The sequence below is a fragment of the Microbacterium phoenicis genome, assembly GCF_047302325.1.
GTDB lineage: Bacteria > Actinomycetota > Actinomycetes > Actinomycetales > Microbacteriaceae > Microbacterium.
This window is the reverse complement of sequence record NZ_CP154849.1, coordinates 1,823,832-1,845,511: the sequence shown is the minus strand read 5'-3', so window position 1 is coordinate 1,845,511 and position 21,680 is coordinate 1,823,832. Positions and strand designations below refer to the sequence as shown.

General features: G+C 69.3%; 20 protein-coding genes. 7 read left to right on the top strand and 13 right to left on the bottom strand.

Going from position 1 to position 21,680, the window contains the following annotated elements; translation table 11 throughout:
- Nucleotides 1–21: 21 nt before the first annotated feature.
- From ABCU91_RS09045 to dut, 3 genes are read right to left on the bottom strand one after another with little or no spacing between them, the layout of a single operon-like run.
- Nucleotides 22–798 (bottom strand): DUF3159 domain-containing protein, encoded by a 777-nt coding sequence (locus ABCU91_RS09045; protein WP_413353457.1) that lies wholly within the window; start codon nt 796–798, stop codon nt 22–24.
- On the bottom strand, nt 795–1,379 hold the full coding sequence (locus ABCU91_RS09040) for a DUF3710 domain-containing protein (RefSeq protein ID WP_406924312.1): 585 nt from the start codon (nt 1,377–1,379) through the stop codon (nt 795–797). The genes ABCU91_RS09045 and ABCU91_RS09040 overlap by 4 nt, the downstream gene beginning before the upstream one ends.
- Nucleotides 1,376–1,825: a dUTP diphosphatase gene (gene dut, locus ABCU91_RS09035; protein WP_406924313.1), complete on the bottom strand. Its 450-nt coding sequence runs from the start codon at nt 1,823–1,825 to the stop codon at nt 1,376–1,378. The genes ABCU91_RS09040 and dut overlap by 4 nt, the downstream gene beginning before the upstream one ends.
- Nucleotides 1,826–1,837: 12 nt before the next feature.
- On the opposite strand from dut, the gene ABCU91_RS09030 reads away from it, so the two are divergent.
- The gene (locus ABCU91_RS09030; protein WP_406924314.1) at nt 1,838–2,308 is read left to right on the top strand and encodes a DUF3093 domain-containing protein; all 471 of its coding nucleotides are present in this window, start codon (nt 1,838–1,840) and stop codon (nt 2,306–2,308) included.
- A 12-nt stretch (nt 2,309–2,320) separates the two neighbouring features.
- Here ABCU91_RS09030 and ABCU91_RS09025 read toward each other — a convergent pair whose 3' ends face one another.
- Nucleotides 2,321–2,614, bottom strand: a complete 294-nt coding sequence (locus ABCU91_RS09025; RefSeq protein WP_018186686.1) for a DUF4193 domain-containing protein — start codon at nt 2,612–2,614, stop codon at nt 2,321–2,323.
- 218 nt (nt 2,615–2,832) lie between these two features.
- On the opposite strand from ABCU91_RS09025, the gene sepH reads away from it, so the two are divergent.
- Nucleotides 2,833–3,861, top strand: coding sequence for a septation protein SepH (gene sepH / locus ABCU91_RS09020; protein ID WP_413353456.1), 1,029 nt, complete (start codon nt 2,833–2,835; stop codon nt 3,859–3,861).
- Nucleotides 3,862–3,863: 2 nt separating this feature from the next.
- On the opposite strand, the gene ABCU91_RS09015 is transcribed toward sepH, so the two are convergent.
- Nucleotides 3,864–4,994 carry an alkaline phosphatase family protein gene (locus ABCU91_RS09015; RefSeq protein WP_413353455.1) on the bottom strand — a complete coding sequence of 377 codons (1,131 nt, stop codon included), beginning with the start codon at nt 4,992–4,994 and terminating at the stop codon, nt 3,864–3,866.
- A gap of 75 nt (nt 4,995–5,069) precedes the next feature.
- Here ABCU91_RS09015 and ABCU91_RS09010 point away from each other — a divergent pair, with 75 nt between their 5' ends.
- Nucleotides 5,070–7,523, top strand: a complete 2,454-nt coding sequence (locus ABCU91_RS09010) for a DNA gyrase/topoisomerase IV subunit A (protein ID WP_413353454.1) — start codon at nt 5,070–5,072, stop codon at nt 7,521–7,523.
- A gap of 7 nt (nt 7,524–7,530) precedes the next feature.
- On the opposite strand, the gene ABCU91_RS09005 is transcribed toward ABCU91_RS09010, so the two are convergent.
- Nucleotides 7,531–7,779, bottom strand: coding sequence for a DUF4287 domain-containing protein (locus tag ABCU91_RS09005; protein ID WP_413353453.1), 249 nt, complete (start codon nt 7,777–7,779; stop codon nt 7,531–7,533).
- Nucleotides 7,780–7,804: 25 nt separating this feature from the next.
- Nucleotides 7,805–9,877, bottom strand: a complete 2,073-nt coding sequence (locus ABCU91_RS09000; RefSeq protein ID WP_413353452.1) for a DNA gyrase/topoisomerase IV subunit B — start codon at nt 9,875–9,877, stop codon at nt 7,805–7,807.
- A 193-nt stretch (nt 9,878–10,070) separates the two neighbouring features.
- Between ABCU91_RS09000 and ABCU91_RS08995 the strand changes: the two genes are divergently transcribed.
- The gene (locus ABCU91_RS08995) at nt 10,071–10,292 is read left to right on the top strand and encodes a hypothetical protein (RefSeq protein WP_091353368.1); all 222 of its coding nucleotides are present in this window, start codon (nt 10,071–10,073) and stop codon (nt 10,290–10,292) included.
- A gap of 68 nt (nt 10,293–10,360) precedes the next feature.
- Here ABCU91_RS08995 and ABCU91_RS08990 read toward each other — a convergent pair whose 3' ends face one another.
- The 5 genes from ABCU91_RS08990 to ABCU91_RS08970 all read right to left on the bottom strand — a co-directional run bounded on the left by ABCU91_RS08990 (nt 10,361) and on the right by ABCU91_RS08970 (nt 15,608).
- Nucleotides 10,361–11,374: a sugar-transfer associated ATP-grasp domain-containing protein gene (locus ABCU91_RS08990; protein WP_413353451.1), complete on the bottom strand. Its 1,014-nt coding sequence runs from the start codon at nt 11,372–11,374 to the stop codon at nt 10,361–10,363.
- Between the two features lie 24 nt (nt 11,375–11,398).
- Complete coding sequence (locus ABCU91_RS08985) at nt 11,399–12,421, bottom strand: sugar-transfer associated ATP-grasp domain-containing protein (RefSeq protein ID WP_413353450.1); 1,023 nt, start codon at nt 12,419–12,421, stop codon at nt 11,399–11,401.
- 2 nt (nt 12,422–12,423) lie between these two features.
- On the bottom strand, nt 12,424–13,128 hold the full coding sequence (locus tag ABCU91_RS08980; RefSeq protein ID WP_091353357.1) for a coenzyme F420-0:L-glutamate ligase: 705 nt from the start codon (nt 13,126–13,128) through the stop codon (nt 12,424–12,426).
- Nucleotides 13,125–14,456 (bottom strand): RNA polymerase sigma factor, encoded by a 1,332-nt coding sequence (locus ABCU91_RS08975; protein WP_413353449.1) that lies wholly within the window; start codon nt 14,454–14,456, stop codon nt 13,125–13,127. The genes ABCU91_RS08980 and ABCU91_RS08975 overlap by 4 nt, the downstream gene beginning before the upstream one ends.
- A 225-nt stretch (nt 14,457–14,681) precedes the next feature.
- Nucleotides 14,682–15,608 carry a proteasome assembly chaperone family protein gene (locus tag ABCU91_RS08970; protein ID WP_406924323.1) on the bottom strand — a complete coding sequence of 309 codons (927 nt, stop codon included), beginning with the start codon at nt 15,606–15,608 and terminating at the stop codon, nt 14,682–14,684.
- A gap of 86 nt (nt 15,609–15,694) precedes the next feature.
- On the opposite strand from ABCU91_RS08970, the gene ABCU91_RS08965 reads away from it, so the two are divergent.
- The 3 genes from ABCU91_RS08965 to sucB all read left to right on the top strand — a co-directional run bounded on the left by ABCU91_RS08965 (nt 15,695) and on the right by sucB (nt 20,301).
- Complete coding sequence (locus ABCU91_RS08965; protein WP_413353448.1) at nt 15,695–17,167, top strand: leucyl aminopeptidase; 1,473 nt, start codon at nt 15,695–15,697, stop codon at nt 17,165–17,167.
- Nucleotides 17,164–18,534 carry a dihydrolipoyl dehydrogenase gene (gene lpdA / locus ABCU91_RS08960; RefSeq protein WP_413353447.1) on the top strand — a complete coding sequence of 457 codons (1,371 nt, stop codon included), beginning with the start codon at nt 17,164–17,166 and terminating at the stop codon, nt 18,532–18,534. The genes ABCU91_RS08965 and lpdA overlap by 4 nt, the downstream gene beginning before the upstream one ends.
- Nucleotides 18,535–18,597: 63 nt before the next feature.
- A complete protein-coding gene (gene sucB / locus ABCU91_RS08955; RefSeq protein ID WP_413353446.1) occupies nt 18,598–20,301 on the top strand; it encodes a 2-oxoglutarate dehydrogenase, E2 component, dihydrolipoamide succinyltransferase in 1,704 nt (567 codons plus the stop codon).
- An 18-nt stretch (nt 20,302–20,319) separates the two neighbouring features.
- Here the strand turns inward: sucB and ABCU91_RS08950 are convergent, their stop codons facing one another.
- Nucleotides 20,320–21,618, bottom strand: a complete 1,299-nt coding sequence (locus tag ABCU91_RS08950) for a hypothetical protein (RefSeq protein ID WP_413353445.1) — start codon at nt 21,616–21,618, stop codon at nt 20,320–20,322.
- Nucleotides 21,619–21,680: the final 62 nt, after the last annotated feature.

The window sequence follows — 21,680 nt, the reverse complement described above, 5'->3', positions numbered from 1 at the left end:
CACGCCCCGTCGCGCGGCTTGTCAGCTCTCGTCGGATCCTTCGGCGCGCCGCGGGTAGAGCGCCCGGACAGCCAGCCAGGTGACCGCCACCATCGGCGCGAAGAGGGGAAGACCCATGATGAGCTTCAGGGTGCCGAGCGCCGCCGTCTGATCGGCGAGGTACAGCGGGAGCTGCACCGCGAGGCGCGCGTAGAAAAGGGCAGCCCATGCGATCGCGAGCCAGAAGAAGACCCGACGCTTTCGCCGATCGGCCCGCCACGCCGTGCCCTCGTTCATGAGGAAGCCGACCGCTAAACCGATCAGCGACCAGCCGACCAGTGCCGACACGAGGAACCCGGTCCCGTAGGCGGCGTTGGTGATGAGCCCGGGGACGAAGTTGTCGACACCGCGCCCCGTGAAGAGGGCGAGTGCCGCAGCGACACCCGTCGCGACGAGACCACCGAAGGCGGCCGCAGCAGGCGAACGCTGGATGAGCCGGATCACGGTGAAGACGGCCGCCAGCCCCACCGAGGCCACGAGCGACAGCACGAGGTCCTGTCCGGTGACGGTGAAGAGCACGACGAACACGAGTCCGGGGAGGACCGACTCCGCGATGCCGCGCCATCCGCCCATCGCACGCCACACGACGTGACCTGTCGTTGCGTCCTCCGCCGGATCCAGACCCGCGCGCTTGGCTGCGCCGCCGAGAGCCTGACCGAGAAGGCCGGATGCCGTCGGCTCGCCCGCCGGCGGTGGCACGAGGTCTTCCCGCACCGGCTGAGGCTTCCCGGATTCGGGACGGTCCTGTGAGGTGGTCATGCGCTACCGGGGGATGCCGGCATCTTCAGCGGGATGAGGTCGCGCGGCGGCATGGGCGTGTTGCCGCGGACGACGACGATCGAGCGGAAGAGGTCTTCGACCTGCTCGGCGGCCGCGATGTCGCTCGCCGCGGCTCCTCCGATGACACCGCGCAGGAACCAGCGCGGACCATCGACACCGACGAAGCGCGCGAGGCGCTTCCCGGCGGCCCCGTCCGCACCGGCGACGGGCACCTCGGCGAGCAGCTCGGGGCCGAGCGGCCCTTCCCGCTCCTCGACGCGCCCACCCTGCTGACGGACCTGCTGACGGATCTGCTCGCGCGTCTCCTCCCACAGGCCGCTCGACCGCGGCGCGGCGAACGGCTGCACCTGCAGTGTCGATCCGGCGTAGTCGAGCCCGACGGCCACGATGCGTTTCGTCTGCTCTTCGACTTCCAGGCGGAGGTTCAGCCCCTCCCGAGGCAGGACTTTGACCCCGCCGAGGTCGATGTACGGACGGACCGGGTTCGCCTCCGCCTCGTCGAACGGACCGTTCTCAGCCCGATCGCTCGGTGCCGACTTGGGTGCGAGCTCGTCGCTCATGCGGTTGTTCCTGTCGTGTAGCCGGTGGATCCGAAGCCCCCTTCGCCGCGCACGCTGTCGGGAAGGGCGTCGACGGGGAGGAAGGTCGCCCGCGAGACGGGCATCACGATGAGCTGGGCGATGCGGTCGCCCGGAGCGATGTCGAAGGGCTCCGCGGCATCCGTGTTCAACAGCGTGACCTTGATCTCGCCCCGGTACCCCGCGTCGACCGTGCCCGGTGAGTTGACCACGGTGATGCCGTGCTTGGCGGCCAGACCGCTGCGAGGGACGACGAAAGCGACGTAGCCGTCGGGCAGCGCAATGCGCACTCCCGTGCCGATGAGAGCGCGCTGACCGGGGGCCAGACGGACCTGCTCTGTGGAGACGAGGTCGGCGCCGGCATCACCCGGGTGCGCGTAGACGGGCACATGAGCCGAGATAATGGGAACGTCCACGGTATCCATCACCCCCCGAGGCTAATGCACAACCCCGACCGCCCCGTCCCCTCCTCGTACCGCGAACGGCTCAGCCCTTCGCTGTGGCTCCTGGTGAGCGCCGCGGTCTGCGCGCCCATGGCGGCGGTGGTCTTCTCGCCGATCGACACGACCCTCGCCCTCGCCATCGGACTCGCCGTCGGCGTCGTCCTGGTGTCGTCGCTGATCCTGACTGCTCCCGTCGTGACGCTCGCAGACGGCGTGCTCCGCGTCGGGCGGGCGCACATCCCGGTCGCCGACCTCGGCGAGCCCGAGGTTCTGACGGGAGAAGAGGCGCGGGCTGCCCGAGGCGGGGGCCTCCGACGCGACGACTGGCATCTGCTCCGCGGCGGGATCGACGGGGTCGTGCGCGTCCCCGTCTCAGACGACGACGACCCCACAGCACGCTGGGTGTTCTCGTCCCGCACCCCTGATCGGGTGGCGGCGATGATCACCCGCGCGCAGCGGGGTCGCTGATATCGGCGCTGCTTACGCTGCGCACTCGGTGCAGATCGCGCCGATCGAGGTCTGGTGGTCGATCTGGGTCCGGTGCTTCACGAGGAAGCACTCGACACAGGTGAACTCGTCCTCCTGCGGGGGCAGGACGACGACGTCGAGGTCGACGTCGGACAGGTCGGCGCCGGGGAGCTCGAAACCGCTGGGGTTGTCAGAGTCTTCGACGTCGACCGAGCCGGACATCTTGTCCGGGACGCGTTCCTTGAGAGCTTCGATCGACTCGCTGTCGTCTTCGGTCTTGCGGGGGGCGTCGTAATCCGTGGCCATTCGAGAACGTCTCAACTTTCGGGGTGGTGCTGTGGGTGCGGCCCGTTCGGGCGGCCATAGTTTGCATCACCTGTCGGTGAATCGCAAATGAGCCGCCGGGTCGCCGCCGCCTTTCGGAGGGGCCCCACCGCAAACTCGCGGCACGCCCCGGATATTCCCGCCCTCGACCGTTCGCCGTGACACCATGAACGCACCCGCTGGATCTGGAGGACGTCCGCATGGAACAGCTCAAAGTGATCGGCACCGAAGACGGTCGCCTGATGCTCGCGACCGACGCCGGCGACCGATTCTCACTCGCCGTCGACGAGGCTCTGCGCGCCCAGTTGCGACGCCTGCAGCGCGATGCCGAGCCCCGCACCACGCGGCCGAACCCGCGTCACATCCAGTCCCACATCCGTGCCGGCATGACCGCGGAGGACGTCGCGCAACTTCTCGGAGTGCGCGTCGAGGACGTCCAGCGTTTCGAAGGCCCCGTCCTCGCCGAGCGCGAGCACGTCGTGGGCCAGGCCCTCGCGGTGACGGTGCTGATCGGCGGCGAACTCGACCCGGGTGCGCAGCCGACGTTCGGCAACGCCGTCCGTGCCAAGCTCACCGAAGCCGGCGCCACCGGCGAGCGGTGGACGAGTTGGAAGGACCAGAACGGCTGGACCGTGAAGCTCGAGTTCACGGTGGGCGAGGTGGAGCACGACGCACGTTGGTCGTTCGACCCGCGTCGTTCGTCCCTGTCTCCGCAGAACTCCGACGCGACCCAGCTGTCGCGCCAGGGTTCCCTGCCGGAGGGGCTCATCCCCCGTCTGCGCGCTCTCGATTCCGCGCCGCAGAAGGATGCCACGCGATTCGACACCGGCACGTTCGGTCCCCGCGCCGTGACAGAGCCGGAAGCGGACTTCGACACACCCGAAGCACGCCCGTCGTCCTCCCCCGCCGTTCAGCAGGCCGCCATCAAGCGCGCCCCGGACGCACCGGTGACCTCCGCAGAGACCGCGGACCTTCTCGAGGCGCTCCGTCGCCGTCGCGGCCAGCGCGAACCGATGCCCGCCGAGCACAGCGAGGAACGCTCGTCGACCCCCGTCGCGCTCTTCGACGCTCCGGAGACGGACGACGACCAGGCGACGCCCGCAGAGCCGGAGGATGCCGAGCCCGAGGCTGTCACCGAGCCGCCCGCCGAGCAGAGCCGTCGACGCGGACGCACGTCGATGCCGTCGTGGGACGAGATCGTCTTCGGCGCTCGCACCGAAGACGGCTGAGCTCAGCCGAAGGCCCCGAGCCGCACCAGGGGGACGACGCGTTCCTGGTCGGTGAGCGAGCCGTGCTGCCCGATCATGTTCTGCGGCTTCTTGTCGGCCTCCCGATCGTCGTAATAGGCGATCGCCGAGCGCGCCGCGACGAGGACGTCACCGATCCGCGGCAGGACTTCCGGGTCGGGCGACGTGCCGAACAGCCCAGCGGCGACCGCCTCGTCGCGTGACATCACCCAGGCGCGGGAGGACTCGGCATCCCGCCACCGATTCAGGACGTCGCCCGCTCTGCCCTCCTCGGTATAGAGATGCAGCATCCGCGGCTCGCCGCCGACGATGTTCACGCCCTCCACCAGCGGATCGCCCTCTTTGAGCAGGACCTGGCGATGGCGCGGGACGTCGACGATGCCATGATCAGCGGTGAGGATCGCCGCCGCGTGGGAGCCGATGGCTGCGTCGAGGTCCTTAGCCGCCCCGTCGACCCGTTCGAGGCCCGCGGCCCACTCGTCGCTCTCCCATCCCCGCGCGTGGGCGATCGTGTCGAGTTCCGGCACGTAGGCGTATACGAGGGCACCCGGATGCCGGAGGGCGAGGTCCGCGGCGCGTTCCACCCGCTCAGCGATCGAGGCGGCGCCGACGAACTCCGCACCCCGCTGGAGGGCGGCCGTGAAGCCGGTCCCGGCGTAGCGCGGCTGCGAGACGACGAAGCAGGGACGCCCGGCGGCGACCTCACGTTCGAGCAACGGGACCGACCGCTGCCAGGTCGACGGGTCCAGCCCGTCGGTCTCCCACCCTTTGAGCTGATTGGGCGCCAGGTCCGTACCGGGGATGCGGACCCGGTAACCGACGAGGCCGTGCGTCCCGGGCGTCTCGCCGGTCAGGAGACTCGCAAGCGCGACCGCCGTGGTCGAGGGGAAGACGGTGCGGGCGGCATCCTTCTTCGTCATCCGCCCGGTGAGGAACCGGGCGTACCCGGCGCGGGCGGTCAGGTTGGCGCGACCGAGACCGTCGACGAGCAGCACGATCGCCGACCGGGCCGGCGGAAACCATTCGCCGCGGCCCTCGAGAGAGGCCAGGATCTGCGGCACGACACCGGTGAGGCTCCGGGCTGACGGCGGGTCCGCGGGTAGGCTGAGTGACACCCGGGTCAGTCTTCCACACGGTGCTTCACCGCCGTCTCTGGCCCCCGCAGCATCTCCCGAAGACCGATCGAGGCCATGGCATCGCGCACTCCCCCTCCCCCGCCCGCTGTTGAACGCATCGAGGACGTCGACCTCGCTGACGAGATGCAGGGCTCGTTCCTGGAGTACGCCTACTCGGTCATCTACTCACGTGCCCTTCCGGATGCCCGCGACGGGCTGAAGCCGGTGCAGCGCCGCATCCTCTTCCAGATGTCCGAGATGGGTCTGCGCCCCGACCGCGGCCACGTGAAGAGCGCGCGCGTCGTCGGCGATGTGATGGGCAAGCTGCACCCGCACGGCGACTCCGCGATCTACGACGCGCTCGTCCGCCTCGCGCAGGACTTCGCGCTCCGCGTGCCGCTCGTCGACGGACACGGCAACTTCGGCTCGCTCGATGACGGCCCTGCGGCCGCTCGCTACACCGAGGCTCGCCTCGCGGCATCCGCTCTGGCCCTCACGGAGAACCTCGACGAGGACGTCGTCGACTTCATCCCGAACTACGACGGCCAGTTCCAGCAGCCCGAGGTCCTCTCCGCCGCCTTCCCGAACCTGCTCGTCAATGGCGCGACCGGAATCGCCGTGGGTATGGCGACGAACATGGCACCGCACAACCTCATCGAGGTCGTCTCGGCCGCCATCCACCTGCTCGAGCACCCCGGCGCGACCCTCGAGGAGCTCATGGAGTTCGTGCCGGGACCGGACCTTCCCGGCGGCGGCGTCATCGTCGGACTCGACGGCATCAAAGAGGCGTATCAGACCGGCCGCGGGACGTTCCGCACCCGTGCGAAGACCTCGATCGAATCGCTCGGCCCGCGCCGCACGGGCATCGTCGTCACGGAGCTGCCCTACATGGTGGGACCGGAGCGCGTCATGGAGAAGATCCGCGACGCCGTCTCGGCGAAGAAGCTCACCGGAATCTCCGACCTCACCGACCTCACCGACCGCAACAACGGCCTGCGCCTCGTGATCGGGATCAAGACCGGCTTCGACCCGAACGCCGTCCTGGAGCAGCTCTATCGCCTCACGCCGCTCGAGGACTCGTTCGGCATCAACAACGTCGCGCTCGTCGGCGGTCAGCCGCAGACCCTCGGGCTCAAGGAACTGCTACGCGTCTACCTGGATCATCGCATCCAGGTCGTCACCCGCCGCAGCCGCTACCGCCTCGCGCGCAAGCAGGAACGCCTGCACCTCGTCGAGGGTCTCCTCATCGCGATCCTCGACATCGACGAGGTCATCCAGGTCATCCGCACATCCGACGACAGCGAGCAGGCGCGGACGCGCCTCATGGACGTGTTCGACCTGTCCCAACTGCAGGCCGAGTACATCCTCGAGCTGCGGCTGCGCCGGCTCACGAAGTTCTCGCGCGTCGAGCTCGAGGCCGAACAGAACACGCTGAAGGCCGACATCGCCGCACTGGAGGAACTCCTCGGCAGCGACGTGCTCCTTCGCCGCCAGGTCGCAACGGAGTTGGATGCCGCGTCCGACGCCTTCGGCACGCCGCGGCGCACGCTGCTCATGAACGGCGGCCCCGTCGCCCCGCGCGGCCGTGCCGCGGCGCCGGCGGACCTGCAGATCGCCGATGCGCCGTGCCGCGTCTACCTCTCGGCGACCGGACGCATGGTGCGCGCGGAGCTCATCGCGGATGCGCCCGGCGGCGGCGTCGTCACGCCGACGCGACGCTCGAAACACGACGCCATTCGGTCCTCCGTCGACGGCACGACGCGTGGTGACCTCGGAGCGGTAACGACCCTGGGCCGGCTCGTGCGCTTCACGCCCGTCGACCTGCCGTCCGTGCCGGCGAACTCGGTGCAGCTCGCGGCGGGCACCCGCGCCGACCAGTATCTCGGCCTCGCCCCGACCGAGCACGTCGTCGCGATCGTCCCGCTGACGGCCGATGCCCCGATCGCGCTCGGCACGGCGCAGGGCGTCGTCAAGCGCGTCGCCGCGACAGAGCTGCCCGCCGGCAAGCCGGACGTCGAGATCATCTCCCTGAAGCCCGGCGATACCGTCGTCGGCGCCGCCCTCGCCCCCGACGCCACGGAGCTCGTGTTCGTGTCGAGCGATGCGCAGCTGCTGCGCTTCGACGCGTCCTCGGTTCGACCGCAGGGCCGCTCTGCGGGCGGCATGGCGGGGATCCGACTGTCGGACGGCGCCCGTGTCATCGCATTCGCGGCGATCAGCGCGACGGACGACACCGTGGTGGCGACGGTCGCGGGGGCGAGCGCCGCGTTGCCGGGCACGGATCCCGGATCGGCGAAGGTCTCGCTGTTCTCCGAGTTCCCCGCGAAGGGCCGGGCGACCGGCGGGGTCCGCGCGCAGCGTTTCCTCCGGTGGGAGGATGCACTGCTCGTCGCGTGGGTCGGCGATCAGCCGCGCGCCGTCGGCATCGACGGTGCGGTCCGACCGCTGCCGGAGACCGGTGCGAAGCGGGATGCCTCGGGCCAGGCGCTCGACGCCGCGGTCGGGGCCATCGGCACGACGGTGGCCTGAACCGGCCTCAGCCGGCGAGCTTCGCCTTCACGTAGGCGACGATGGCGTTGGCGTGTCCGTGCCCGAGACCGTGCTCGTCCTTCAGGACGGCCACCGTCTCCATGTGCGTGCGGGTGTCGAGGCTGTCCGCGGCGATGTCGAGCCAGCGCTGCACCGGCTGTCCGTACGTCTTCTCGATGCTCGGGAAGTACGAGGCAGGGCCTTTCGGCTTCTCCCCCGGGGCGATGACCGGTGCGACGACACGATGGGCTTCCATACCCGTCACGCTAGCGCCGCGGGCGTCAGGCGTCGATGCGCTCGCGGTCGAGGCGTTCGCTCGAGGTGACGATGAAGTCGCGACGCGGCGCGACCTCGGAGCCCATCAGCAGCTCGAACACCGTCGATGCGACCTCGGCATCCTGCACGCGGACCCGGCGGAGCGTTCGGCCCGCCCGGTCCATCGTCGTGGTGGCGAGCTGATCGGCATCCATCTCGCCGAGTCCCTTGTACCGCTGGACCGGTTCCTGCCAGCGCTTGCCGGACCTCGTCAGCTTCGCCAGCAGGGTGTGCAGCTCCTGCTCGCTGTAGGTGTAGATCGTCTCGTTCGGCTTGGTGCCCGGGTTCATGACGACCACCCGGTGCAGCGGCGGGACCGCGGCATAGACCCGACCCTCTTCGATCAGAGGCCGCATGTAGCGGAAGAACAGCGTCAGCAGCAGCGTGCGGATGTGAGCGCCGTCGACGTCGGCGTCGCTCATCAGGATGATCTTGCCGTAGCGAGCGGCCTCGAGGTCGAACGACCGGCCGGACCCCGCCCCGATCACCTGAATGATCGCGGCGCACTCCGCGTTCGACAGCATGTCGCTGATAGAGGCCTTCTGCACGTTGAGGATCTTGCCGCGGATCGGCAGGAGGGCCTGGTACTCGCTGTTGCGCGCGAGCTTCGCCGTGCCGAGTGCCGAGTCGCCCTCGACGATGAACAGTTCGGATTCGGCCACGTCGTTCGTGCGGCAGTCGGCGAGCTTCGTCGGCAGCGACGACGACTCGAGCGCGTTCTTGCGGCGCTGCGTCTCTTTGTGGGTGCGCGCGGAGATGCGCGCCTTCATCTCCGAGACGACCTTCTCGAGCAGGAGCGCCGTCTGCGCCTTGTCGTCGCGTTTCGGAGAGGCGAACTTCGCGGCGAGCTCCTTCGAGACGACGGATGCCACGATGTTGCGGACCGCAGGCGTGCCGAGGATCTCCTTCGTCTGCCCCTCGAACTGCGGTTCGGGCAGGCGCACCGTGAGCACGGTCGACAGACCCGCGAGGATGTCGTCCTTCTCGATCTTCTCGTTCGCCCCGACCTTGAGCTTGCGCGCGTTCGACTCGATCTGCCCCCGAAGGGTCTTCATGAGCCCCTGCTCGAAGCCCTGCTGGTGCGTGCCCCCCTTGGGCGTCGCGATGATGTTCACGAACGAGCGGGCCATCGTCTCGTACCCCGTGCCCCAGCGGAGGGCGATGTCGACCTCGCACTCGCGCTCCACCTCGGTGGGCACCATGGCACCGGAGGGCTGCAGGACGGGGACCGTCTCCGTGAAGGTGCCCGTTCCCGACAGACGCCACGTGTCCGTGATGGGCGCGTCCGGTGCGAGGAAGTCCGCGAATTCCGAGATGCCGCCGTCGTAGCGGAAGCTCGTCTCGATCTCCTCGTTGGTCCGGCGGTCGACGATGACGATCTCGAGCCCGGGAACGAGGAAAGCGGTCTGCCGCGCGCGCTGCTCGAGCTCGCTCAGATCGAAGGCGGCATCCTTCGTGAAGATCTGCCGGTCGGCCCAGTAGCGGATGCGGCTGCCCGTGACACCGCGAGGCGCCTTGCCGACGACTCTGAGCTCGCTCGACTTCTCGAAGGGACGGAACGGCGATGCCGGGCCGTCGCCGTCGAACAAGCCGGGTTCGCCGCGGTGGAACGACATCGCATACGTCTTGCCGCCGCGGTCGACCTCCACGTCGAGCCGCTCGGACAGCGCGTTCACGACGGACGCACCGACACCGTGGAGACCACCGGATGCCGCGTAGGACCCGCCGCCGAACTTGCCCCCCGCGTGGAGCTTGGTGAAGACGACCTCCACGCCCGACAGTCCGGTGCGGGGTTCGATGTCGACCGGGATGCCGCGGGCACGGTCGCGGACCTCGACGCTGCCGTCGGCGTAGAGCAGGATCTCGATCCGGTCGCCGTGGCCACCGAGCGCCTCGTCGACGGAGTTGTCGATGATCTCCCAGAGGCAGTGCATGAGACCGCGGGAGTCCGTCGAGCCGATGTACATGCCCGGCCGCTTGCGGACGGCTTCGAGCCCTTCCAGGACCTGGAGATGATGGGCGGAATACTCGGCGGTCACGATCTCCCATCGTATTCGGCGCCACCGACAGTCGCCTGACCGACACACGAGCGCGGGAGCCGACGCGGATGCGGCGGGCACATACCGTACGCCCGGAGCGAAATGTCACGCAATGGCGGCATACCCACAACATCCGCGTGGTTGTATGAAATGACAGTTCACCCGTCATGAGCAGTACGAGGAGGCACCTGACATGAGCACGTCGACCACCACCGAGCCCGGAGCCGTCCTCGAACACCGCCTGACGGCGATGGATCGCTGCGACTCCTGCGGAGCCCAGGCCTACATCGCCGCCGAGGTCAACGGGAGCGAGCTCCTGTTCTGCGCCCACCACGGCCGCAAGTACGAAGAGAAGCTGCGCGCCGTCGCCACCTCGTGGCACGACGAGACCGCTCGCCTGACCGAGGCGGTCTGAGCCGCGGCATCCCGATCACGACGAAAGCCCCCTGCATCATGCAGGGGGCTTTCGCGTAAGAGCTCGAGTCAGAACCCGACGGCCGCCTGGTAGACGGGCAACAGGCCGGTGCGGACACCCGACGCCGAGGGCTTCGGCTGGAAGACGCTCGAGTTGTGGTTCCCCTCGATGACGACCGGCCCGTTCGGGGTGATCGCGATGTCCCATCCCACGTAGGGCGCTTCGGGCGTGCGGCGTGCAAGGGCGGCGACGAGGTCGAGGACGCGGCTGTACTCCGGCACCTGGAATCCGACGATCGGAGTCCCGGTGACCGGGTGCTCACGGTAGACGTTGCTGTTCTTGTCGACTCCCGGGTACATCGCGATGCCGTCGTCGTCGAGCATCGTGAACATCCCGCCCGAGGCGAAGTTGTCGATCACGTCCCCGTTGCCGATGCGGAGCACCGCCGCCAGCAAGTGGACGCGGTCCTCCCCGTCGAGGAACGTGATGAGGCGGACGGTGTTCACGGCGTCCGGGTAGAGCGCCGACATCTCGGGATGCTGGACGATGAACTCGTCGAGAACGGTCTGCCCCTTGGCCGTGACCTCGGCGCGGAAGCGCGCCACGTCGACGTCAGGGTCGACTTCGTGCAGATCGATGCCGCCGCCGCCGTGCCCCTCGTTCGGCTTCGCGAGGACGCGCGGGTGGCGGGCGAGAAAAGCGGCCAGCTGGGTGTCGTCGACGTCGCGCAGGTCGATCGTCTCGCGGCCGAGGAGGTCCGCGTACTCGCGGGCGAAACGGCGCTTGTCCTCGAGCTTCGAGCGCCCCTCGGGCGTGTTGTACATCTTCGTGATCCGGAACGACTTGGGGTGCGTCATCCACGTCTTCCGCTCCTGCGCGTTCAGCAGGCGGATATCCCAGACGGCGTAGTCGCGGAAGGCCATGTCGTAGCGCACCGAGCACCACAGCATGTCGGCGATGATCACCGGCAGGGGCGCCTTCGACACGCGCTGCACGGTGCGCGCGAACTCGACGAGGTTGCCCGGTCGGATCTTCCGCGCACGTCGGATCAGGTACTGCAGGCGGACGCGGATGCGGCGCATGGCGGTCCCTTCGGTTCGGGTCGGTCAGAAACGCATCGCGGCGCGGTACCGAGGCAGCAGGCCACGGCGGATGCCGGAGACGGACGGCTTCGACTGGAACACACCCGAGTTGTGGTTGCCCTCGATGACGACCGGACCCTCGGGCGTGATGGCGATGTCCCACCCGATGTACGGGAACGCGGGCACGCGTCGCGCGAGCCGGTCCACCAGTGCCAGGACCTCGTCGTACAGCGGGACCTGGAAGCCCGTGATGGGCGTGCCGGTGGCGGGGTGCTCCGCGAACGGGCGCCCCTCCTCGTCGCTGGCGGCGTGGAGTGCGCGGCCGTTGTCGTCGAGCATCGTGTACATGCCGCCGTTGCTGAAGTTGTCGATGACGCCGCCGTTGCCGATCTTCAAGACGCCCGCGAGCACGTGCACCTCGCCGTCGGGGTCGAGGTACGACACCATCCGGAGCGAGTTGACGCTGCCCGGGTAGAGCGCGGCCATGTCGGGGTGCTGGACCAGCACCTCTTCGACCAGGTTCTGCCGGTCGGCGAGAAGCCGCTCGCGGAACGCGGCGGTGTCGCCGATCTCCGCGGAATCGATGAGGGTGATGCCGTTACCCCCGACGCCGCCGGGGTTCTTCGCGATGATGCGCGGATGCCGACCAACGAAGTCGGCGAAGGCCGCGGCATCCGTCTCTTCGAGATCGATCCACTCACGGCCGAGCTCCGGACCGAACCGCGTCGCGAACTGGAGCTTGTCGTCGAAGACGGCGCGCTGCGCGTTGTCGTTGAGGCGTCGCGACAGGTGGAACGACTTCGGGTCGGTCATGTACGTCTTGCGCTCGCGCCCCTTGAGGATGCGGAAGTCCCACTCCGAGTAGTTCTCGAACGTGGTCTCGTAGCGCACCGAGCACCACGCCATATCCGCCACGACCCACCACAGCGGAGCTTTCGAGAGCCGCGCAGACTGGCGGGCGAACTGGAGCACCCGATCGGTGTCGAAGTTGACGATGCGCTTCACGAAGAAGCGTCCGCGACGGTAGAGCCTGTTCACGGCACTCATGATCAGGCCTTCGTGGAACGGATGATGCCGAGCGGCGTGGACTGGTGTCCCTGACCGAGCGGATTGTCCGAGAGGATGCGGACGAGTCGCTGCTCCCCCGCCTTGTCGAGCGTCGACCCGAGGATGTTGCCGCCAATGTCGTTGATGTCGACGACGGCCACCTCGTAGGACCCACCGAGACGGGTCTTCAGTCGCGCCGCCACGGCAGCCGGATCCTTCGGACCGAGCACGACCGCCTTGTTGTAGGGCGGGATCGTGTGCGGCGTGGGCCCATCGATGGAGCGCGCCTTATCGCCGGCGATCCGGTAGAAGTCGCCACGGCGCCCGAAGAGCTTCGTCACAGCCGCGACACCCGCCGCGAACACGATCCGAGGCGTCCCGCATTCGCGGAGCGCCATCTCCATCGTCTCGGGCATGCCGAGGCCGATGCCGTACTTCGTCTTCACGACGTAGCGCGACAGGAACCGTGCGAGCGGCCTGGGCGTGATGTCCTCGACGAGATACGAGCGCCCCTGCGTGATCGCGACGATCTTCTCGGTCACGAAGAGCAGGTCGCCGGGCTGGAGCTCCGGAGCGGCGTAGGTTGCGACGATCTCGTCGATGTCCTCGCCCGGCATGACGACGTGCGTCCGGATGGGGATCCGGGCGTACGTCGCGCCGTCAACCGCTCGCGTGAGCTCCTTGCCCTCGTTCGCGGCGTCGCTCATTCGAGGTAGTCCCGGAGCGACTGGGACCGCGACGGGTGCCGCAGCTTCGCCATCGTCTTGGACTCGATCTGGCGGATCCGCTCGCGGGTCACGCCAAACGTGTCGCCGATCTGGTCGAGCGTCTTGGGCTGACCGTCGCCGAGGCCGAAGCGCATCCGGATCACGCCCGCCTCGCGCTCGCTCAGCGAGTCGAGGAGGGACTCCAGCTGCCGCTGCAGCATCGTGAAACCGACGGCGTCGGCGGGGACGACCGCCTCGGTGTCCTCGATGAGGTCACCGAACTCGCTGTCACCGTCCTCACCCAGGGGGGTGTGGAGCGAAATCGGCTCACGACCGTACTTCTGGACCTCGATGACCTTCTCGGGCGTCATGTCGAGCTCGCGGCTGAGCTCCTCGGGCGTGGGCTCGCGGCCCAGGTCCTGGAGCATCTGACGCTGCACGCGGGCGAGCTTGTTGATGACCTCGACCATGTGGACCGGGATGCGGATCGTCCGCGCCTGGTCGGCCATGGCGCGCGTGATGGCCTGACGGATCCACCACGTCGCGTAGGTCGAGAACTTGAAGCCCTTGGTGTAATCGAACTTCTCCACGGCGCGGATGAGGCCGAGGTTGCCCTCCTGGATGAGATCCAGGAACTGCATGCCGCGGCCGGTGTAGCGCTTTGCCAGCGAGACCACGAGACGGAGGTTGGCGCCGAGCAGGTGGCTCTTCGCACGCTGTCCGTCACGGGCTACCCACTGCAGGTCGAGACCAAGCTGCGACGACTTCTCGGCCGCCGTCATGTGGGAGAGCTTCTCCTCGGCGAACAGGCCGGCCTCGATGCGCATCGCCAGCTCGACCTCTTCGGCGGCGTTGAGGAGCGGAACCTTGCCGATCTGCTTCAGGTAGTCCTTGACCGGGTCGGCGGTCGCGCCGGTGATCTGCGTCGAGTAGACCGGGACCTCGTCGTCGTCCGACGACGAGATGACGATCGCGCCCGTCGGAAGCGGCTCGGTGAACGCCGGCTTGGTCGGCTCGTCCTCATCGTCGCCTTCGGCCTTGTCGGCGTCCTTCTTGGCGTCGTCCTCGGGTGCGTCGTCGGTCGCGTCGAGCTCGACCTCGTCCGCCTCGCCGTCCTCGTCGTCGTCCTCATCAGCGGACTTCTTCGCGCGGGACTTCGCCGGGGACGCCTTCGTCGCGGCCGGCTTCTTCGCGGGGGCCTTCTTCGCCGCGGCCTTCTTCGCCGGAGCCTTCTTGACAGGTGCCTCGGTCTCGGCAGCCTCGACGACGTCAGCTTCGTCGACCGCTTCTGCCGCTCGTGTACGGGTGGTCTTCGTGCTCGAAGTCACGTCTCGCCTTTCACCGACGGCACTCCGCCGGGTTTCGGACACTAGTAAGACCCTTGTCAAGTCCCGCGGACACGCACAGCGACGTTCCTTCGGACCGGACAACGGGTCATTTCGTCCATTCTCTCACAGGTGCGAGATGCATGAAGGACGCACCGGTGTCAACACCGAAAACCGTATGGGCATTCCCACGAGACGACGACCGCGGGCGTGGGATGGGCGGACGCCTCAGCCGAGGCCGGGACGACGATCGTCGTCCGACGGCCGGTTGGCGAGGAAGCGCTCGAGTTCCGCGGCCAGCTCGTCGGCGGAGGGGAGGTCGCCGGTGTGGATGATGGGCTGCGCTTGCGTCGCTCCTGCCATGTAAGCGTCGTAGCGCGTCTCGAGGTTGTGCAGCATGGTGGTCAGCTCATCGCTCGACGACACCTGGTCGTCGACCTTCTCGAGGTACTCGCGGTTCTCCTCGCGCAGCGTGTCACTGTCGAAGACGAGGCCCGTGGCGATCGAGACGCTGTCGAGGGCGGCGATGGCCGCGGCGGGGAAATCGGTCTCCGCCAAGTAGTGCGGAATGAGGAGCGCGAAGCCCGACACCGACACCCCGGCATCCGACAGTCGGTATTCGAGGAGGTGCCCGGCCGTCGACGGCACCTGCGTGCGCGGCTTCCACACGGAGTGGGCTTCGGTCAGATCGCTCCGATTGCCGCTCACCGTCGTCCCGAGCGGCCGGGTGTGCGGGACCGGCATCGGGATCGCATGGAACCACGTCACCGACCGGACCTGAAGTCCCTCGGCGAGTCCCACCACCGTGTCGACGAACGCCTCCCACGCGAAGTCGGGCTCGTACCCCGAGAGCAGGACGAACGGCTGCCCCAGCGCATCGTGCACGAGGGCGAGGTCGAGACGGGGCGCCTGATAGTCGGTCAGGTGGTCGCCGTCGAACGTGATGATCGGGCGACGGGCGCGGTAGTCGAACAGGACATCCGGGTTGAAGGTGACCACCGGCTGCGGGTCGTGCTCGGTGTGCAGGTGATCGACGACTCGCGTCACCGCGGATCCGGCATCGGTGAAGCCGGTCAACGCGACGACCAGAGGCAGACCCGCCGGAACGGGCGGAGCGGTCGTGATGCGCTCGTACAGGGGACCAGACAGGGGCATGTCTCCACTGTAGGAGCAGCCTTCACGGGGTCGGCGCGCCCGGTGTCCCGCTCTGAGCGAACGCCGCCCTCCATAGGATGGGAGGCATGCCGTACCCCGAGCTGACCGTGTCCACCTCTCCTGCACGCGACGGCGGCGCCGACGCGATCGTCCTGGCGCTTCCGCCACTCGATGAGGCGACGACGGTCCTCGCAGACTGGCCGGGCGTCGAAGACGTGCTGCGCGGTGTGGGGTACACCGGCGCCGCGGGCACCACAGCGCGTGTCTTCGCGCCGGCATCCACGGATCTGCCCCTCTTCGTCGTCGGGACGGGAGCGGCGCCTTCCGCGGATGCGGTCCGGGATGCCGTCGGTGCCGCCGTCCGCATCACGACCGGATTCGCGCACCTCGCCGTCGCGGTCCCCCACGCCGAGGATCACTGGCGTGCTGCTGCCGAGGGCGCCGTCCTCGGCGGGTACCGCTTCGAGGGCTACAAGTCGGGTGAGCCCGGCAAGACGCGCGCCGCTCACGTGACCCTCCACCTCGCCGCCGACGTCGATCCGGCCGATGTGCGCGGCGTCGACATCACCGGTTCCGCCGTCGCTCTCGTGAAGGACCTCGTCAACATCCCCGCCGAGTGGCTCGGCCCTGCCGATCTCGCGGAGCGCGCGATCGAAGCCGTCGCAGGGCTGCCCGTCGACGTCGAGGTCCTCGATGAGTCCGAGCTCGCCGCGCAGGGCTTCGGCGGCATCCTCGGGGTCGGCCAGGGCTCGGACCGCCCGCCGCGACTCGTCCGCCTGACCTACTCCCCCGCCGGCGCCGACCGCCATGTGGCGATCGTCGGCAAGGGCATCACCTTCGACACCGGCGGCCTGTCGCTGAAGCCGCCGGCATCCATGGTCGGCATGAAGTTCGACATGGCCGGTGCGGCGACGGCTCTCGCGGTCGTGCGGGCGGCCGCGCAGCGCGAGCTGGCCGTCGGGGTCACCGCCTGGCTCTGCATCGCCGACAACATGCCCTCCGGACGCGCGACCCGCCCCGGCGACGTGCTCCGCATGCTCGACGGGACGACCGTCGAAGTGCTCAACACGGATGCCGAGGGCCGCCTCGTCATGGCCGACGGTCTCGTCGCGGCGAGTCGCACCCGGCCCGACGTCATCGTCGACGTCGCCACCCTGACGGGCGCCGTCATCGTGGCGCTCGGCAACCGGCACACCGGCGTGATGGGCGACGACGACGCCGTGGCGCGCTACCTCGAGGCGGCCGCCTCCGTCGGCGAAGCCGCCTGGCGGCTGCCCCTCCCCGAGCACATGGAGGACGAGCTCGACTCCCCCATCGCCGACCTCCGCAACGCCAAGGTCGGCGATCCCGCCGGCGGCACGATGTTCGCAGGGCTCTTCCTGCAGCGGTTCGTCGGACGGACGACGGAGGATGCCGACGCTCCCCGTATCCCCTGGGTCCATCTCGACATCGCCGGAAGCGGCGAGAACAAGGCGTCGCCCTTCGGCCCGACGGACAAGGGACCGACGGCAGCGACGGTGCGATCGCTTCTCGCTTTCCTCGAGGCGGAATCGCGATGACCCGTCACGAGTTCGACCTGGTCGTCCTGGGTGGCGGCAGCGGCGGGTATGCAGCGGCTATCCGCGCCAGCGAGCTCGGCAAGACCGTGGCACTCGTCGAGAAGGACAAGGTCGGGGGGACCTGCCTGCATCGAGGCTGCGTCCCGACGAAGGCGCTGCTGCACACGGCCGAGATCGCCGATCACGTGCGCGAAGCGGCGTCCGTGGGCGTCGACGCGACGCTGTCGGGATTCGACACGTCGCGGATGACCGCGTACCGCGAGGGTATCGTCACCAAGAAGTACCGAGGCCTGCAGAGCCTGCTGTCGACGCGCGGGATCACCGTCGTCCCCGGCGAGGGACGGCTGACCGCCGACCGGACGATCGTGGTGGGCGACGACGAGTACGCCGGTGCGGACGTGATCCTGGCGACGGGCTCGCGGACGCGGTCCCTCCCCGGGATCGAGCCCGGCGGACGAGTCCTCACGAGCGAGACCGCGCTCACCCTCGACGAGGTGCCGTCGTCCGTCGTGATCCTCGGCGGCGGGGTGATCGGCGTCGAGTTCGCCAGCGCGTGGCGTTCGCTCGGCGCCGAGGTACTCGTCGTCGAAGCGCTCGACCGTCTGCTGCCTGCGGAGGAGGCCGCCTCGAGTAAGGCTCTCGAGCGCGCCTATCGCAAGCGCGGCATCCAGACCGCCCTGTCGACCCGGTGCGAGGGCGTGACCGCTCGCGCGGACGGCGTTGCGGTGACACTCTCGGACGGTCGGGTCGTCGACGCGGACTACGTCCTCGTCGCCGTGGGACGCGGACCCGTCACGGACGGACTCGGCCTGGCTGAGGCCGGAGTCTCGCTCGATCGGGGCTTCGTGACCGTCGACGCCGACCTTCGGACCACGGTCCCCCACGTCTGGGCCGTCGGCGACATCGTTCCCGGACTGCAGCTCGCCCATCGCAGCTTCCAGCAGGGCATCTTCGTCGCGGAGCGCATCGCGGGACTCGCGCCCGTCCCGGTGCCGGAGTCCACCATCCCGCGTGTCTCGTACTCGCACCCCGAGGTCGCCTCGGTGGGCCTGACGGAGGAGCAGGCGCGGGCGGCGCACGGCGACCGGGTCACCGCGTTCGAGTTCAACCTCGCTGGTAATGCGAAGAGCGAGATCCTCGGAACAGCCGGGTTCGCCAAGGTCGTCCGGGTCACGGACGGGCCGGTCGTCGGCGTGCACCTGGTGGGCGACCGCGTGGGCGAACTCATCACCGAGGCGCAGCTCGCGATCGGATGGGAAGCGCACCCCGAGGACATCGCCCCCTTCGTCCACGCCCACCCCACCCAGAGCGAAGCCCTCGGCGAGGCGTTCCTCGCCCTCGCGGGCAAGCCCCTCCATACCATCTGACCCCGTCGCACTCGCGACACTAAGCTAAAGAGCACATCGCTTTTTCTTGAAGGAGACACAGTCATGAGCACATCCGTGGTCCTCCCCGCGCTCGGTGAGAGCGTCACCGAGGGAACGGTCACCCGCTGGCTCAAGAAGGTCGGTGATTCGGTGCAGGCCGACGAAGGTCTCCTCGAGATCTCGACCGACAAGGTCGACACCGAAATCCCCTCGCCCGTCAGCGGCGTGATCGAGGAGATCCTCGTGGACGAGGACGAGACCGTCGAGATCGGTGCCGTCCTGGCCAAGATCGGTGACGGATCGTCGACTCCCACTGAGTCGGCACCCGCCGAAGAGTCTGCACCCGCCGAGGAGCCGGCCGCCGAAGAGCCCGCCGCCGAGGCGCGCGCGCAGGAGGAGGCACCGGCCGAGTCCGCACCGGCATCCTCCGCCCCCGCATCGTCCGGTGACGCGAAGGACGTCGTCCTCCCCGAACTCGGCGAGAGCGTCACCGAAGGCACCGTCACCCGCTGGCTGAAGCAGGTCGGCGATGACGTCGCCGTCGACGAGCCCCTCCTCGAGATCTCGACCGACAAGGTCGACACCGAGATCCCCTCGCCGATCGCCGGAACCCTGACCGAGATCCTCGTCCAGGAGGACGAGACCGTCGAGGTCGGTGCCGTGCTGGCTCGCGTCGGCTCCGACGCTGCCGCACCGGCCGAGGCGGCCCCCGCCGCGCCCGCCGAGGAGAAGGCTGCCGCGCCCGAGGCCCCGAAGGCCGAAGCCCCGAAGGCCGAAGAGCCCAAGGCCGAAGAGCCCAAGGCCGAAGAGCCCAAGGCGGAGGCGCCCAAGGCTGAGGAGCCTCAGGCCGCCCCGGCCGAGGACGGCGTGACCTACGTCACCCCGCTCGTCCGGAAGCTCGCTCAGCAACACGGCGTGGACCTGTCGACGGTCACCGGCAGCGGTGTCGGCGGGCGCATCCGCAAGGAAGACGTCCTGAAGGCCGCCGAGGCTCCGAAAGCCGACTCCGCTCCGGCGGCGACGCCGGCACCCGCTGCCGTCGAGGTGTCGCCGCTGCGCGGCACGACGCAGCCGATGTCGCGTCTGCGCAAGGTGCTCGCCAGCCGCGCCGTCGAGTCCATGCAGCAGACCGCTCAGCTGACCACGGTCGTCGAGGTCGACGTCACGAAGCTCGCGAACTACCGCGACTCCGTGAAGGCGTCGTTCCTCGAGAAGACGGGTGACAAGCTGTCGTTCCTGCCGTTCTTCGCGTTGGCCGCCGCCGAGGCTCTGAAGACGTTCCCGATCATCAACTCGACCGTCGACGGCGACCAGATCGTCTACCCCGCGAGCGAGAACATCTCGATCGCGGTCGACACCGAGCGTGGCCTCCTGACGCCGGTCCTGCGCGACGCGGGCGACAAGAACATCGCTCAGATCGCTCACGAGATCGCCGACCTCGCCGGTCGCACCCGCAACAACAAGCTGAAGCCCGACGAGCTCGCCGGCGGCACCTTCACGCTGACCAACACAGGTTCGCGCGGTGCCTTGTTCGACACTCCCGTCGTCTTCCTGCCGCAGTCCGCGATCCTCGGAACCGGCGTCGTCGTCAAGCGCCCGGGCGTCGTGTCGGTCGACGGGAAGGACGCCATCAGCGTCCGCTCCTACGTCTACCTCGCCCTGTCGTACGACCACCGTGTCGTCGACGGTGCGGATGCCGCGCGGTTCCTCAGCACGATGAAGGCTCGCCTCGAAGCGGCGCAATTCGAGGGCCAGCTCGGCGCCTGACGCTGACAGCTCGACCGGTCATGGCTGGTCCGCGAGGTCGTACACCTCGCGGGCCAGCCATTTCTCTTGCACCCGAACCATGACGAGCACCTGTGTGCGCTCCGCACCCACGATCTTCACCGCGGCCGCACCGCCGTACTCGTCGACGACCTCGATCGCGTAGTCGCCGGTGGCGGACGGCAAGGCGACGGGCGCCGATGGGTCCTCCCACAGCCGGGAGCGGCAGGCGTCGTCCGCGCAGGACCCCACCTCCGCGATCAGAGCGCGCGCAGCGGTCACGATGTCTTCGGGGCCGGCATCCTCCTTCACCGGGCGCTGATTTGTTGCCGGAGACGCCGCTGCCGGCTGAGGCGGTGCCGACACGGAGGGGCTCGGTGTCGGGGTGGCCGGCGCTTCGGACCCGGCCACATCGGCTGCAGCGGGCTTTTCCGCATCCCCGCTCGGCCAGAGGGCGCCGCCGAGGATCACCGCGGTCGCGACCGCACCGGCGACGAGCACGACGCGTCGGCGCCGGGGACGGGGTTGGGGGCGCGCGCGGTCCGGCCGACGAGGGCGGCGAACCGCGGAAGCCACCGCGCCGAGCGCGGCGCCCACGCGGTGCGCCACGCCGACGTCCACCAGACGCCCGACCAGGTCGCGCATCGTCGTCGCGAACCCGACCGGCTGCGCCGCTGCCGCCGCACGCGTTCGGTGAGCTGGACTGGCGGCAATCCCCTGACGATCGGTCGGCAGGGCCTCGGGCTCCGCGGCCGCGAACAGCGCACTTTCGATCTCGTCCGTCTCGCGACGCAGTCGACGCGGTTCCTCGATGACGTCCGCGGCGCGTTCGAGAGCCGCATCGAGAGCGGCGGCCCCCGAGTCCGGAGTGCGCCGGTCGGCCGCCTCTCGGAGCAGAGCGACGGTGTCGTGTCGCCAGGCCAGCGAGCCTGTCAGGGCGAGGACGGGTCGCCCCTCGGCCGTCACCCACCAGCGTCCCATCTCCGCACCCAGCCGATCGGCTTCGGCGGCGCCTCGCAACGCACTGATGGCGACCGTGACGAGTGCACCGTCGGACGGAGCACCGTGCCGCACGACCTCGTCGAGCGTGACGGGGCAGTGAGGAAGGATGACGCAGGATCCGTCGGGCGTACCGGCGGAGTCGAGTGGCGCGAGGATGTGCTCGGAGTCGACAGCCGACCAGGCGGGCGAAGCGCCGAAGTCTTCCGCGCCGACCCAGACGGTCGGGCTATCCCCGCCGCGCAGCACGCCCGCGAACGGGGCCTCGGCGGTGGTCAGATCGCGGAGCGCCGGTGGCATCTCGAGTGAGAGCGGATCCATCTCCTCAGGGTGCGCTTCGCTGCCGCCGCTGGGTGCGATTGCATGGCGATCGTGGACAGCCG

Coding starts and splice junctions, on each gene's coding strand:
- ABCU91_RS09005 (WP_413353453.1), bottom strand. CDS start 7,779: ATGGAAGCCCATCGTGTCGTCGCACCGGTCATCGCCCCGGGGGAGAAG.
- ABCU91_RS09025 (WP_018186686.1), bottom strand. CDS start 2,614: ATGGCCACGGATTACGACGCCCCCCGCAAGACCGAAGACGACAGCGAG.
- sucB (WP_413353446.1), top strand. CDS start 18,598: ATGAGCACATCCGTGGTCCTCCCCGCGCTCGGTGAGAGCGTCACCGAG.
- ABCU91_RS09030 (WP_406924314.1), top strand. CDS start 1,838: ATGCACAACCCCGACCGCCCCGTCCCCTCCTCGTACCGCGAACGGCTC.
- ABCU91_RS08995 (WP_091353368.1), top strand. CDS start 10,071: ATGAGCACGTCGACCACCACCGAGCCCGGAGCCGTCCTCGAACACCGC.
- ABCU91_RS08950 (WP_413353445.1), bottom strand. CDS start 21,618: ATGGATCCGCTCTCACTCGAGATGCCACCGGCGCTCCGCGATCTGACC.
- ABCU91_RS08985 (WP_413353450.1), bottom strand. CDS start 12,421: ATGAGTGCCGTGAACAGGCTCTACCGTCGCGGACGCTTCTTCGTGAAG.
- ABCU91_RS08965 (WP_413353448.1), top strand. CDS start 15,695: ATGCCGTACCCCGAGCTGACCGTGTCCACCTCTCCTGCACGCGACGGC.
- ABCU91_RS09010 (WP_413353454.1), top strand. CDS start 5,070: ATGGCATCGCGCACTCCCCCTCCCCCGCCCGCTGTTGAACGCATCGAG.
- ABCU91_RS08980 (WP_091353357.1), bottom strand. CDS start 13,128: ATGAGCGACGCCGCGAACGAGGGCAAGGAGCTCACGCGAGCGGTTGAC.
- lpdA (WP_413353447.1), top strand. CDS start 17,164: ATGACCCGTCACGAGTTCGACCTGGTCGTCCTGGGTGGCGGCAGCGGC.
- ABCU91_RS08990 (WP_413353451.1), bottom strand. CDS start 11,374: ATGCGCCGCATCCGCGTCCGCCTGCAGTACCTGATCCGACGTGCGCGG.
- ABCU91_RS08970 (WP_406924323.1), bottom strand. CDS start 15,608: ATGCCCCTGTCTGGTCCCCTGTACGAGCGCATCACGACCGCTCCGCCC.
- sepH (WP_413353456.1), top strand. CDS start 2,833: ATGGAACAGCTCAAAGTGATCGGCACCGAAGACGGTCGCCTGATGCTC.
- ABCU91_RS09040 (WP_406924312.1), bottom strand. CDS start 1,379: ATGAGCGACGAGCTCGCACCCAAGTCGGCACCGAGCGATCGGGCTGAG.
- ABCU91_RS09045 (WP_413353457.1), bottom strand. CDS start 798: ATGACCACCTCACAGGACCGTCCCGAATCCGGGAAGCCTCAGCCGGTG.